Annotated in this window: 14 protein-coding genes; 13 read left to right on the plus strand and 1 reads right to left on the minus strand. The window is 47.1% G+C overall.

The features are described 5' to 3' along the window. The 11 genes from urtC (at position 1) to ureG (ending at position 8,815) form a co-directional block, all read left to right on the plus strand. Positions 1-1,173 carry an urea ABC transporter permease subunit UrtC gene (urtC, locus tag L1D37_RS21080; protein ID WP_239849055.1) on the plus strand — a complete coding sequence of 391 codons (1,173 nt, stop codon included), beginning with the start codon at positions 1-3 and terminating at the stop codon, positions 1,171-1,173. Further along, entirely contained in the window at positions 1,170-2,012 is an 843-nt protein-coding gene (gene urtD / locus L1D37_RS21085) for an urea ABC transporter ATP-binding protein UrtD (protein WP_239849056.1), read from the plus strand. The genes urtC and urtD overlap by 4 nt, the downstream gene beginning before the upstream one ends. Before the next feature lies 1 nt (position 2,013). Next, a complete protein-coding gene (urtE, locus tag L1D37_RS21090; protein WP_239849057.1) occupies positions 2,014-2,709 on the plus strand; it encodes an urea ABC transporter ATP-binding subunit UrtE in 696 nt (231 codons plus the stop codon). After that, the gene (locus tag L1D37_RS21095; RefSeq protein ID WP_239849058.1) at positions 2,706-3,653 is read left to right on the plus strand and encodes an urease accessory protein UreD; all 948 of its coding nucleotides are present in this window, start codon (positions 2,706-2,708) and stop codon (positions 3,651-3,653) included. The genes urtE and L1D37_RS21095 overlap by 4 nt, the downstream gene beginning before the upstream one ends. A 133-nt stretch (positions 3,654-3,786) precedes the next feature. Continuing rightward, on the plus strand, positions 3,787-4,089 hold the full coding sequence (gene ureA, locus L1D37_RS21100; protein ID WP_004735119.1) for an urease subunit gamma: 303 nt from the start codon (positions 3,787-3,789) through the stop codon (positions 4,087-4,089). An 11-nt stretch (positions 4,090-4,100) separates the two neighbouring features. Continuing rightward, positions 4,101-4,436, plus strand: a complete 336-nt coding sequence (locus tag L1D37_RS21105) for an urease subunit beta (protein WP_017069302.1) — start codon at positions 4,101-4,103, stop codon at positions 4,434-4,436. A 40-nt stretch (positions 4,437-4,476) separates the two neighbouring features. Next, positions 4,477-6,180 carry an urease subunit alpha gene (gene ureC / locus L1D37_RS21110; RefSeq protein WP_239849059.1) on the plus strand — a complete coding sequence of 568 codons (1,704 nt, stop codon included), beginning with the start codon at positions 4,477-4,479 and terminating at the stop codon, positions 6,178-6,180. Between the two features lie 104 nt (positions 6,181-6,284). After that, positions 6,285-6,737 carry an urease accessory protein UreE gene (gene ureE, locus L1D37_RS21115; RefSeq protein WP_239849060.1) on the plus strand — a complete coding sequence of 151 codons (453 nt, stop codon included), beginning with the start codon at positions 6,285-6,287 and terminating at the stop codon, positions 6,735-6,737. Positions 6,738-6,810: 73 nt separating this feature from the next. After that, complete coding sequence (locus L1D37_RS21120) at positions 6,811-7,407, plus strand: HupE/UreJ family protein (protein WP_239849066.1); 597 nt, start codon at positions 6,811-6,813, stop codon at positions 7,405-7,407. A 40-nt stretch (positions 7,408-7,447) separates the two neighbouring features. Continuing rightward, positions 7,448-8,128, plus strand: a complete 681-nt coding sequence (locus L1D37_RS21125) for an urease accessory UreF family protein (RefSeq protein ID WP_239849061.1) — start codon at positions 7,448-7,450, stop codon at positions 8,126-8,128. Positions 8,129-8,176: 48 nt separating this feature from the next. Then, on the plus strand, positions 8,177-8,815 hold the full coding sequence (gene ureG / locus L1D37_RS21130; protein ID WP_008222792.1) for an urease accessory protein UreG: 639 nt from the start codon (positions 8,177-8,179) through the stop codon (positions 8,813-8,815). A 96-nt stretch (positions 8,816-8,911) separates the two neighbouring features. Here the strand turns inward: ureG and xseA are convergent, their stop codons facing one another. After that, positions 8,912-10,252, minus strand: a complete 1,341-nt coding sequence (gene xseA / locus L1D37_RS21135; protein WP_239849062.1) for an exodeoxyribonuclease VII large subunit — start codon at positions 10,250-10,252, stop codon at positions 8,912-8,914. Positions 10,253-10,496: 244 nt separating this feature from the next. On the opposite strand from xseA, the gene guaB reads away from it, so the two are divergent. Together guaB and guaA are read left to right on the plus strand one after the other, a co-directional pair. Then, positions 10,497-11,960, plus strand: a complete 1,464-nt coding sequence (guaB, locus tag L1D37_RS21140; protein ID WP_017062496.1) for an IMP dehydrogenase — start codon at positions 10,497-10,499, stop codon at positions 11,958-11,960. A 202-nt stretch (positions 11,961-12,162) separates the two neighbouring features. After that, on the plus strand, positions 12,163-13,716 hold the full coding sequence (gene guaA / locus L1D37_RS21145; protein WP_017059729.1) for a glutamine-hydrolyzing GMP synthase: 1,554 nt from the start codon (positions 12,163-12,165) through the stop codon (positions 13,714-13,716). The last annotated feature ends 223 nt before the right edge of the window (positions 13,717-13,939 follow it).

Consider the following 13,939-nt stretch of genomic DNA (forward strand, 5'->3'; position numbering starts at 1 on the left):
ATGCAGTCTAAATCATTTGTACTTTCGGCGATGCGTGGTGATAAAGGTGGGCAACTGACCATCCTTGCCATTCTCGCGGCCGTGATTCTTATCCCATTGGCTAACACCATGTTGCCCAGTGGACACCCGCTTCATGTTGAGACCTTCACTATCTCACTAATGGGCAAATACCTGAGCTATGCGATGTTGGCGTTGGCGCTCGATCTGGTGTGGGGCTATCTCGGCATATTGAGCCTAGGTCACGGTGCTTTCTTTGCGCTTGGCGGTTATGCAATGGGCATGTATCTGATGCGTCAGATTGGTGATCGTGGGGTTTATGGTGATCCAATCCTACCTGACTTTATGGTGTTCCTTGATTGGTCAGCGTTGCCGTGGTTCTGGCAGGGCTTCGATCAGTTCTGGTTCGCTTGTTTGATGGTGGTGTTGGTACCGGGCGCATTGGCTTATTTGTTCGGTTATTTGACTTTCCGTTCTCGAGTGTCTGGGGTTTACCTTTCGATCATGACTCAAGCGTTAACTTACGCCTTGATGTTGGCGTTTTTCCGCAACGAGATGGGCTTTGGTGGTAACAACGGGTTGACGGACTTTAAAGATATCATTGGCCTGAGTTTACAGAGTGATGCGGTCAAGATTGGTTTGTTTGTCGCGACGGGTATCTCGCTGATTCTCAGCTACATTGCGTGTCGCATGGTAGTGACGAGTCGATTAGGGCGTGTGGCACTGGCGATTCGAGATACAGAGTCTCGCACTCGCTTTATGGGTTACGACGTCGATGGCATTAAGCTATGGGTATTTGTTTTGTCTGCGGTTATCGCGGGTATTGCTGGTGCTTTATATGTTCCTCAAGTCGGCATCATCAACCCGGGAGAGTTTGCACCGCTTAACTCGATAGAGATTGTGGTTTGGGTTGCTTTGGGCGGTCGCGCCACTCTGTTTGGTGCCATCGTTGGTGCTCTGATCATCAACTACGCCAAGAGCTGGTTTACCGTTGAATTCCCTGAGGTGTGGTTATTTGCTCTTGGTGGTCTATTCGTTCTTTCGACCATGTACTTCCCACAAGGTGTGATTGGCTTTGTTAGCGAAAAGTGGCAACAGCTACGCAAGACATCGACTTCAAAAGGCGAAGGACAAGATAAGGATGACCAACATAAAGGCAAGGAGGCGATCGCATGACCACATTTAACAGCGTAAAGGAATCCGTTCAGGCGTTCACTCGTCGAGACGAAGTTTTTGATTACCTTAAACCCGATGTTCATCCTGCCATCGATACCCGTCACAACGTGTTGTTGTACGTGGAAGGCGTTAATAAAAGCTTCGATGGTTTCCAAGCTATAAATGACCTCAATCTCTATATCAAAGAGGGCGAACTGCGCTGCATCATTGGTCCTAATGGCGCAGGTAAAACCACCATGATGGACATCATCACCGGGAAGACTAAGCCAGATACTGGTGAAGTGTGGCTAGGTTCGAACATCAATCTACTCAAGATGAACGAAGCTGAAATTGCCAATGCAGGTGTTGGGCGTAAGTTCCAAAAGCCGACCGTGATTGAATGTTTAACCGTGTGGCAGAACCTTGAATTAGCTATGGCGGGTGATCGCTCGGTGTGGGCAACTTTCACTGCCCTAATGTCTGGCGAGCAGAAAGACAAACTCACTTCGGTACTTGAGCTTATTCACCTCAAAGACGAAGCGGCAAACTTGGCGGGCAATCTGTCTCACGGACAAAAGCAGTGGTTAGAAATCGGTATGTTACTGATGCAAAACCCTAAGCTACTGTTGGTGGATGAACCTGTTGCTGGTATGACTCACCAAGAGATGGATCGCACCTCTGAATTACTCAACTCATTGGCGGGTAAGCACTCAGTGGTCGTGGTTGAACACGATATGGATTTCGTTCGTTCGATTGCTAGCCATGTCACTGTGCTTCATCAAGGTCACGTGTTGGCAGAAGGCACCATGGATCAAGTGCAGGCTCACCCTGAAGTTAAACAAGTTTATCTCGGAGAATAGGATGTTAGAGGTTAAATCAGTTAATCAATATTACGGTGAGAGCCACACCTTGTGGGACTTGGATATGCAGATCCCTGAAGGTAAATGCACGGTGTTAATGGGGCGCAACGGTGTTGGTAAAACCACCTTGCTGCAATGCATCATGGGGCTGGTTAAGGTTGAAAGCGGCGACATCTCTCTATCGGGCGAGTCGCTACTGAAAACCGATGCCGAGGAGCGCCCACGCCAAGGGATAGGTTATGTACCGCAAGGTCGTCAGATCTTCCCAATGCTCACTGTTCAAGAAAACCTCGAGGTCGGCCTACCGATTCGAGAGAAGGGCGATCGTAAGATCCCCGAATTCATCTTCGATATCTTCCCTGTCTTGAAAGAGATGCTGCATCGCCGTGGTGGTGACTTATCGGGTGGTCAGCAGCAACAGCTTGCGATTGGTCGTGCGCTGGTGGTTAATCCCAAGCTATTGATCTTGGATGAGCCGACGGAAGGTATTCAACCCAATATTGTGCAAGAGATTGGCGACATCATTCGCATGCTCAACGAGAAGATGGGACTCACGGTGTTGTTGGTTGAACAGAAGCTGCCGTTTGCAAGAAAGGTCGGTGACCGTTTCTGTATTCTCGACCGTGGCCGTCAAGTGGCTGAAGGTGAAATGACAGGGCTCGATGAGTCCTTGATTAAGGAGTACCTAACCGTATGAATTCTCTCTTTTCTCCGAATGAAGTAAGGAACGCTTCTTTAGTTGAAGCTTTATCTTTGAATGACACCATCGAACAAGATATTCGAGATGGTTGGCAAGCGAGCTTAAATCTCACTTTTGTCGACCGCGGTGATAAAACCGTATTAAAGAATCGTCAGCAGTCTGGTCCGCTTGCGGTGCAACGCCCCCTGTATCCTGATGGGGAAACGTGTCACACCTACTTACTCCATCCCCCCGGCGGAGTGGTGGGGGGTGACACTCTCAATATTGAGGCAACCGTAGAAAGCGGTGCTCATACGCTGATCACTACACCCGGTGCGACCAAGTTCTATCGTTCTAACAACAAGTACGCCAAACAAAAGCAAACCCTTCGAGTGAAGAAAGGTGCATGCTTGGAATGGATGCCGCAAGAGAACATCTTTTTCCCCAATGCACACGTTCGTTTAGACACTGAAATTCGCCTTGAAAAGGGTGCACAGTTTTGGGGTTGGGAGATGCACTGTTTTGGGCGGCCTGCACAGAATGAGGGATTTGAGCGTGGTCACCTGGTTGGGAAAACGGAAATCTATCTTGATAATCAAAGGCTTCTGACTGAAGGTTTTAATTTCCATGGTGGAGATAAGTTAATGATAAATATGGGGTTACTTGATTTTTCAATGATGGGTACCTTTTATCTCACCTCAAATGAGAAGCAAGATTTAGAGTTGGTACAGAGCTTGCTCTTATCTATTACACAGCAAGCTTCACAGCAATCAGTTACATCAAAAACGTCGAGTGAACCCACATTAATATTGGGTGCGACGCAGATAGAAGGATTGATTGTGGTGCGCGCCTTGGGTTATTGGAGTGAAGACATCCTCCAGGCCTTTGGTCAGATATGGCAAGCAACTCGCTCTCATTTATGTGGTACGACTCCTGACTTACCAAGGATTTGGGCGACTTAGCGATTAGCCCGATTTGTATCGAGGGCGACTTCCGGCCCTCGGTACATTTTTTCAAGCTTGCTGTGATTGAATCCCACTTACTGCTCATGCGTTTCTGAGCAATAAGAAAACAACACTAACAGCGGGCGGCTAAATGGAATTAACACCAAGAGAAAAAGATAAGCTACTTATCTTCTGCGCAGGAATGCTGGCACAGCAGCGCAAGCAAAAAGGCTTAAAACTCAACTATCCAGAATCTATTGCGCTGATCAGCAGTGCCATTCTAGAAGGTGCCCGTGAGGGTAAAACCGTTTCAGAATTGATGGATTTTGGACGCACATTGCTTACCGTCGATGACGTAATGGAGGGGATTCCTTCCATGATCCCAGATGTACAAGTCGAAGCTACTTTTCCTGATGGCACCAAGTTGGTGACCGTTCATGAACCTATCGTGTAGGGAGAAGAAATATGGCTGGCTCCACCAAACAATATTCAGGCTTAGTTCCCGGAAAAGTAGAAACCGCTCCCGGTGACATCACTCTCAATGAAGGCCGAGATACGACGTCCGTTAAGGTGCAAAACATTGGCGATCGTCCTGTTCAAATTGGCTCTCATTACCACTTCTATGAAGCAAACCCTTCGCTGATCTTTGATCGAGAAGCCACTAAAGGTTTTCGACTCAATATCCCAGCAGGCACCGCTACTCGTTTTGAACCGGGTCAGTCTCGCAGCGTCGAGTTGGTGCGTTACGCCGGTAAGTTAGAGATCTACGGCTTCCAAGGGAAAGTGATGGGCAAGCTCTAAGCGCTCTCACGGAAATAATGAAAACAACAAAGGATTGATCATGGCGAAGATATCCAAACAGGCTTACGCCGAAATGTTTGGGCCAACAATCGGAGACCGAGTGCGTCTTGCTGACACCGATTTATGGCTAGAAGTTGAAAAGGATTACACCGTATACGGTGACGAAGTGAAGTTCGGCGGCGGTAAAGTGATTCGTGATGGGCAAGGGCAAAGCCAACGTCCAAGTGCAGAAACGCCAGACTTGGTGATCACTAACGCGATTGTGTTGGACTACTGGGGCATTGTAAAAGCCGACGTCGCTGTCAAAGACGGCCGAGTTCAAGCGTTGGGTAAAGCGGGTAACCCAGACGTTCAACCGGGCGTTGATATTGTTATTGGCCCGGGCACGGAAATTCTGGCAGGTGAGGGTTCTATCCTGACCGCTGGTGGTGTCGATTCACACATTCACTTCATCTGTCCGCAACAGATTGAAGAAGCGTTGGCGTCGGGTGTGACGACCATGATAGGTGGTGGCACTGGGCCAAACACAGGGACTAACGCAACCACATGTACACCGGGTCCGTGGAACATGCACCGTATGTTGGAATCTCTCGATCAATTCCCAATGAACTTTGGTTTGTTAGGTAAGGGCAATGCGAGCCAACCGGAAGCATTGCGTGAGCAAGTAGCAGCGGGTGCTGTTGGCTTGAAGTTGCATGAAGACTGGGGAACAACACCCGCGTCAATTGATACTTGTTTGAGTGTTGCTGACGAGATGGACGTACAAGTTGCAATTCACACAGACACCCTGAATGAGTCGGGTTTTGTTGAATCGACACTTGGCGCCATCGGTGACCGCGTGATTCATACCTATCACACCGAAGGTGCGGGCGGTGGTCATGCTCCCGATATTATCCGTGCTGCAGGTGAGCCGAACGTTCTGCCTTCTTCTACTAATCCGACACGACCTTACACCGTCAATACGGTCGATGAGCACTTAGATATGTTGATGGTGTGTCATCACCTTTCACCGTCGATAGCTGAAGATGTCGCGTTCGCTGAATCACGTATTCGCCGTGAAACCATTGCCGCAGAAGACATTCTTCATGACTTAGGCGCGTTCTCGATGATCGCTTCGGATTCACAAGCAATGGGTCGCGTAGGCGAGGTGGTAACACGTACTTGGCAAACTGCACACAAGATGAAAGTGCAACGTGGCAGCCTAAAAGAAGATTCTGACTACAGCGATAACTTCCGCCTAAGACGTTATGTCGCTAAGTACACCATTAACCCTGCGATCACGCACGGCATGGCCCATGAAATCGGCTCTATTGAAGCTGGAAAACTGGCGGATCTAGTGCTGTGGAAACCAGCCTTCTTTGGTGTGAAACCGAGTGTCATTTTGAAAGGCGGCATGATCGCGATGGCACCAATGGGTGATCCTAACGCTTCAATCCCAACACCTCAGCCCGTTCACTATCGCTCTATGTTTGGTAGCTATGGCAAGGCGTGTCAGAACACATCAATGCTGTTTGTTTCCAAGGAAGCCAAGGCACAAAACATCGATAAGCAGTTGGGGTTGCAGAGTTTAATTGGTGTTGTCAGCAACTGCCGAAACATCAGCAAAGCGGATATGAAGCTTAACGATTGGATGCCGAAGATTGAGGTCGACTCGCAGACTTATCAAGTGCGCGCTGATGGCGAACTGCTGACGTGTGAGCCTGCTGAAGAACTGCCAATGGCTCAAAGATATTTTCTATTTTAATAGCTCGGCTGAAGGCTCTTATTTTAAGTCTTTGCCTGAGGGCTTTTGACTGAAGACTCTTATTTTGAACGTTATAAATCTCACAAGGAGATTGAGGTAATAGCATGATTGAACTGACTCAACTGAATACTCAATTACAAAGTGCACCGGACGGCTATTTAAGCCTGCCGATTGATAGCCGCATCAAAAGCCGTCTTAAGGTGATGCTCGATGATGGGCGCAATGCTGGATTGTTTCTACCACGTGGTCATATCTTGCGTGGCGGAGAACAATTAACTAGTGAGTGTGGCTTAACTGTTGAAGTGAAAGCGGCGCCGGAAACCGTGTCGACCGTTTACTGTGAAGACTCGCATCTACTAACTCGTGTTGCTTACCACCTTGGCAACCGTCATGTTCCGCTGCAAGTGGAAGCGGGTTGGGTTCGTTATCAACACGACCATGTTTTGGACGAAATGGTTGAAGGTTTGGGCGCGACAGTGACGACCGAAAAACAACCTTTTGAACCTGAAGGTGGCGCTTATGGCGGTCGCTCAGGTGGACATCATCACCATCATTAATCGAGTCACTGATGACTCACTAAACGATTTATATAACAACGATATTAATAACTATAAACGCAAGGAACTCGCGATGAACTTTAAAACAGCTGCAGGCTTATGCACTTTCACACTGGCTTCTCTAACAACATCAACGATGGCTTTGGCTCACCCGGGACATGGTTCGCATTCGGTTCATGAGTCTCACTCATTTATGTCTGGCTTAACTCACCCGGTAACAGGTATGGATCACCTGATCATGCTGATTGCCTTCGGTTTGTTAATTGGCGCACTGTCGTTTTCAACCAAGATAAAAGCCGCTTTGATTGGCGGTGGATTGGCTTCATTAGTCGTTGGGCTTATCGCAGGCCAAACCTTAGGTTTCTCTGTGATTGTTGAACCAGCAATCATCGCTTCTCTGTTCGTCGTCAGCTTATGTCTATGGCACGTATTCTCACCATCAACAAAGCGTGTAAACAGCGTATTAGTCGCTTCCATTGCGATGTTGTTTTTCCATGGTTACGCACACGGCGTTGAAGCTGCGAGTAACTTAACTCAATTTGCGACAGGTATGAGCATCACTGCTTTGGTATTAATGGTTGTCGGTACGTTTGTTGGGCGCGCAGTTTACTCTAAGTGGCTTTCAGTTGGCGTGGCTTCAGCGAGCGCAGTATTACTGTTAGGCGCGTAAGCTCTCGAACTTTTCGATTTTAGAAGACAGAGAGCAGAGTATGAGCACTACAGAAAATGTCGCGATTTATCGTCTGTTCCAATTGATCAGTCCGTCATTGCCGATTGGTGGTTTCACTTATTCGCAAGGCTTAGAGCTGGCGGTTGAGGCGGGGTGGGTGACCAATCGCGATAGCATGGAACAGTGGCTTAATACCATCGTTAGTTCCAGTGTCGCGACCTTGGAATTACCTATCTTAGAGCGTCTTTACCATGCTCTAGAAAAAGGTGAACTCGATGAGATTGAGCATTGGTGTAACTACTTGTACTCGAGCCGTGAGACCAGTGAATTGCGAGCAGAAGAAAAGCAGCGTGGGCATGCATTGAATACCTTGTTGAAGCGCTTAGAGATCGATATTTCGCTGGTGGATTCTGTTGATAGCCACCCAAATCAACTGTTGGGTATGTGTATTGCCGCTCAACATTGGGACATCGATTTAGAAAGCCTTAAGCAGGGGTATCTATGGAGCTGGCTTGAAAATATCGTTACGGCAGGTGTAAAGCTGGTGCCTTTAGGCCAAACCGATGGGCAGTTGGCGCTGATTAATATCACCAACACCTTTCCCGAGGTGATTGAGAAAGCACGCACGATTGAAGATTGGATGATAGGTAGCTTTTCGCCTTCGATGGCATTAGCGAGTTCACTGCACGAAACACAATACACACGACTATTTCGTTCGTAGCGGTCAGCGCGAACGAGGTAGCAAGAAAAGAATATAAGGAAGTAGACAATGGAAAGTTATAAGCAACCCCTTCGAATTGGTATTGGTGGCCCGGTTGGGTCTGGTAAAACAGCGTTGTTGGAAGTGCTATGTAAGGCGATTCGCGACAAGCTCAATATTGCCGTAGTAACCAACGACATCTATACCCAAGAAGATGCCAAGATACTTACACGAGCTGAAGCTTTAGAACCTGATCGTATTATCGGTGTAGAAACGGGTGGTTGTCCGCATACGGCGATTCGTGAAGATGCTTCGATGAACCTCGCAGCAGTCGAAGAGCTAGCTAAGCTACATAAGAACCTTGATGTGGTGTTTGTAGAGAGTGGTGGCGACAACCTCAGTGCGACTTTCAGCCCTGAATTAGCCGATCTGACTATCTACGTGATTGATGTAGCGGAAGGAGAGAAGATCCCACGTAAAGGTGGCCCGGGTATTACACGATCTGATCTTCTGGTTATCAATAAAATCGATTTAGCACCGTATGTTGGCGCGTCACTTGAGGTGATGGAGCAAGACACACAACGCATGCGTCCAACCAAGCCGTTTGTGTTTACCAATCTTAAAGAGAGTAAAGGGCTAGACACCATCATCGATTTTATCGTGACCGAAGGTATGTTGACTCTGAAAGAGCCAGAGAAGACAAGCTAGTTATTCGTAGATCCTGATTATTCCCCCCCATAAGCAAAAGCCCTATCAAATCTGATAGGGCTTTCTAATTGCTTAATTGCTTAATTGATTAGTTGATTACGCTTTTGCCGTTTTCTGGGTCACTTGAGACTCAATCACCCCATCTTCAACCTGAGTGGTGATCACTTCACCGACTTCGACATCGTTAATCGATGACACCGTCTTGCTCGATGTTGAATGAGTAATGCTGTAACCACGCTTTAGGGTTGCCAGTGGACTAACGGTCTCTAATTTCTCGGCAGCCATCGCAAGCTGGTGGCGAGTGGTAAGCAGTGTTTTATCCATTGCATCTAATAGCTTTTGCTCTGAACGCTGCAGATGCAGTTTTTGTTCACCCAAGCGTTTAACCGGCGAGTTCAATTGAAGTTGATGTTGCTTACGTTCGACACGCTGTGCATGCTGCTTTAGGTATTGAGCTATACCGCGACGCAGGCGCATGTCTAGGTCATCAAGCTGCTGGCTCTGTTTTTGCAGTTGGTAGCTAGGGTGCTGTCTTTCTAAGCGGTGTTTCAGTGCTTGAGTCGACTGTGCTTGCTTGATTAATACGTGGCGAATCGCACTCACTAAGCGAGCACGTTTAGAAGCGAAAGCTTGCTCTTTATGACTGTTGTCACGGCTAACCAATTCAGCCGCAGCTGATGGAGTAGGAGCGCGCATATCGGCAACGAAATCGGCAATAGTAACATCCACTTCGTGGCCAACGGCGCTGATGATTGGAATCTGGCTTGCAGCAATAGTGCGAGCAACGATCTCGTTGTTGAAGCACCATAGGTCTTCTAACGAACCGCCACCACGGCCGACGATTAACACATCACACTCATTGCGCTCATTGGCACGCCCAATCGCTTGTGCAATCTGAATTGCCGCCTCTTCGCCCTGAACCATGGTTGGGTAAACCACCACTGGCAGCGAAGGATCGCGTCTTTTCAAGACATCAAGAATATCAAACAGCGCCGCACCGGTTTTCGATGTGATAACGCCCACGCGCTTTGGGTGCTCAGGAAGAGCTTGCTTACTCGATTGAGCAAACAGGCCTTCTGCGGCAAGGTTCATCTTCAGCTTTTCAAACTCTTGTTGAAGTTTACCGTCACCCTCTGGCTGCATGCTTTCGATGATCAGTTGATAGTCACCACGTGGCTCGTAAAGAGACAGGCGAGCTTTGACTAAAACTTGATTGCCGTTCTGAGGCTTAAAAGTTACTCGGCGGTTATTGCCACGAAACATGGCGCACTTAACTTGAGCGCGAGAGTCTTTAAGCGTGAGGTACCAGTGACCAGAGACAGGTGCTGAGAAGTTTGAGATTTCACCAACGAGCCACACTATTCCCATTTCGTTTTCTAATAGGAGACGAACCTCTGAGTTGAGGCGAGAAACAGTAAAGATGTTTGGATTAGTCATAGAAGCACTATCTTTCCTTGAAGGAGGGTCTTTCTTGGAATCTCACAGGGCGTGAGTATGGAAGATAGCGGCAATATAATACATAGCAAGGGGGTAAATGCAAATTAAAAATACAAAAATGTGTAGCCAAGCGATTTCGCCGTGCGTATAATCCGTCTGCAATATCAAATCCAAATCACTTTATTATGCGAAACGATAAAGTTGGGTTTACTCCTTTTAACACCTTTGTTGTGAGATATTGCAAATGCTACGAATCGCAAAAGAAGCTTTAACTTTTGATGACGTTTTACTCGTCCCAGCACACTCAACCGTTCTTCCGAACACAGCTGATCTTCGCACTCAGTTAACGAAAAACATTTCTTTAAACATCCCAATGATCTCTGCATCGATGGATACTGTTACGGAAGCACGCCTAGCAATTGCCCTTGCGCAAGAAGGTGGTATTGGCTTTATTCATAAGAATATGTCAATCGAGCAGCAAGCTGAAATGGTTCGCCAGGTTAAAATTTACGAAGCTGGTGTGGTTTCTCACCCAGTAACTGTAAGCCCTGACGCGACAATCGCTGATGTTGTAGCCCTTACTCAAAAACACGGCTTTGCCGGTTTCCCTGTTGTTACTGAAACAAACGAATTGGTTGGTATCATTACTGGCCGTGATGTTCGCTTTGTTACTGACCTTTCTAAGAAAGTTGATGTAGTAATGACGCCTAAAGCTCGCCTTGCTTCTGTTAAAGAAGGTGCAACTCGTGAAGAAGTTCAAGAGAAAATGCACGAAGCGCGTGTTGAAAAAGTTCTTGTTGTAAATGATGACTTCCAACTGACTGGAATGATCACTGCAAAAGATTTCCACAAAGCAGAACGTAAACCAAACGCTTGTAAAGATGAGCGCGGCAGCCTACGTGTAGGTGCAGCTGTTGGTGCTGGTGCTGGTAACGAAGAGCGCGTTGCTGCTCTAGTTGAAGCTGGCGTAGACGTTCTACTTATCGACTCTTCACACGGTCACTCTGAAGGCGTACTTAACCGTATCCGCGAAACTCGCGCTGCATACCCTGATCTACAAATCATCGGTGGTAACGTAGCAACTGGCGCTGGCGCTCGTGCTCTTATCGAAGCTGGTGTTAGTGCGGTTAAAGTAGGTATCGGCCCTGGTTCAATCTGTACGACTCGTATCGTTACTGGTGTTGGTGTTCCTCAAGTAACAGCAATCGCAGACGCAGCTGAAGTTGCAAACGAATACGGTATTCCAGTAATCGCAGATGGCGGCATCCGTTTCTCTGGCGATATCTGTAAAGCTATCGTTGCTGGCGCATCTTGTGTGATGGTTGGTTCAATGTTCGCTGGTACTGAAGAAGCACCGGGTGAAGTTATCCTTTACAACGGTCGTTCTTACAAGTCTTACCGTGGTATGGGTTCTCTTGGCGCTATGTCTCAAGGTTCTTCTGACCGTTACTTCCAATCTGACAACGCTGCAGACAAGCTTGTTCCAGAAGGTATTGAAGGTCGTATCGCATACAAAGGTCGTCTAAAAGAGATCGTTCACCAACAGATGGGCGGTCTACGCTCAAGCATGGGCCTAACGGGTTCTGCAACTGTTGAAGACATGCGTACTAAAGCTGAGTTTGTTCGTATCTCTGGTGCGGGCATGAAAGAATCTCACGTACACGATGTTCAAATCACGAAAGAAGCACCTAACTACCGTTTAGGTTAATAATACGTCCAAACGTTTGAATAATGTGCTGATTTAGTCGGCACATTATTTTATCTACCGTCTGTTTTGTTGAACGTATGATTTTTGCAAAACATCGACTTACAGATAACCAACGAAAACGTTTGCTTTATTTCTTGAAGAGTTAATCAGAGGTGAGTAAACTCGCCTCCGTTTTATCACATAGCCAATAAGACTGCTTACAATGACTAAAAATATTCATGACCAACGTATTCTAATTCTGGACTTCGGTTCTCAATACACACAGCTAGTAGCTCGTCGTATTCGTGAGATCGGTGTTTACTGTGAACTTTGGAGCTGGGACGTAGAAGAAGCGGATATTCGTGAATTCAATCCAGACGGTATCATCTTATCTGGTGGTCCTGAAAGTGTAACGGAAGAGAACTCTCCACGTGCACCTCAGTACGTATTTGATTCAGGTGTTCCTGTATTCGGTATCTGCTACGGCATGCAAACTATGGCTGAGCAACTTGGCGGTAAAGTAGCAACGTCTACTGAGCGCGAGTTCGGCTACGCTGCTGTACAAGTGACTGGTGAATCTGCACTTTTCGCTGACCTTGAGTCTACTCAAGATGTTTGGATGAGCCACGGCGACAAAGTAGTTGAGATTCCAGCTGATTTCACAAAGATCGCTGAAACAGACACTTGCCCATACGCTGCAATGGCAAACGAAGAGAAGAAGTATTTCGGTGTTCAATTCCACCCAGAAGTAACACACACTAAAAACGGCCTGAAAATGCTTGAGAACTTCGTTCTTAACGTATGTGGCTGTGAAGGTCTGTGGACTTCAGCTTCAATCATTGAAGATGCAGTTGCACGTATTAAAGAACAAGTAGGTGACGACGAAGTTATCCTTGGTCTTTCTGGTGGTGTTGATTCATCTGTAGTAGCGATGCTTGCTCACCGAGCTATCGGCGACAAACTAACATGTGTATTTGTTGATAACGGCCTTCTTCGTCTAAACGAAGCTGAGCAAGTTATGGATATGTTTGGCGACCAGTTTGGCCTAAACATCATCAAAGTAGATGCAGAAGATCGTTTCCTTAAAGCTCTGGAAGGCGAAGCTGAACCAGAAGCTAAGCGTAAGATCATCGGTCACGTATTCGTAGATATCTTCGATGAAGAGTCTAAGAAACTGTCTAATGCTAAATGGCTTGCTCAGGGTACTATCTACCCAGACGTAATCGAGTCTGCAGCATCTAAGACAGGTAAAGCACACGTAATCAAATCTCACCACAACGTTGGTGGCCTTCCTGATGATATGGAAATGGGTCTTGTTGAGCCTCTACGTGAGCTGTTTAAAGATGAAGTACGTAAGATCGGCCTTGAGCTTGGTCTTCCATACAACATGCTTTACCGCCACCCATTCCCGGGTCCAGGTCTAGGTGTTCGTGTTCTTGGCGAAATCAAGAAAGAGTACTGTGATCTACTGCGTCGCGCAGATGCTATCTTCATTGAAGAGCTTCATGCTGCTGACCTTTACCACAAAGTATCTCAAGCATTCACGGTATTCCTACCAGTACGTTCAGTTGGCGTAATGGGCGATGGCCGTAAGTACGATTGGGTTGTATCTCTACGTGCCGTAGAAACTATCGATTTCATGACTGCTCACTGGGCACACCTACCATACGACTTCCTAGGTAAGGTATCTAACCGTATTATCAACGAAGTTAACGGCATTTCACGTGTTGTTTACGATATTTCTGGTAAGCCACCAGCAACTATCGAGTGGGAATAATCTCTTAGAGATTTAGCCTACGTTGATTGAAATCTTAAAAGCCTCGAACTCAGTTCGGGGCTTTTTTCTTTTCGATGTCCCGTCCTGAAATGTGTTTACACATTGAGGACGAATTATGACTACTTCAAATAATACCTACGTTAAGCGCACTCAGCGTGATTACACACTAGGCTTTAAATTACAGGTCGTCGCCGCTGTAGAAAGAGGCGATATGACATATAAA

It is taken from the genome of Vibrio sp. Isolate33 (assembly GCF_022397895.1).
Classification (GTDB): Bacteria; Pseudomonadota; Gammaproteobacteria; order Enterobacterales; family Vibrionaceae; genus Vibrio; species Vibrio pomeroyi.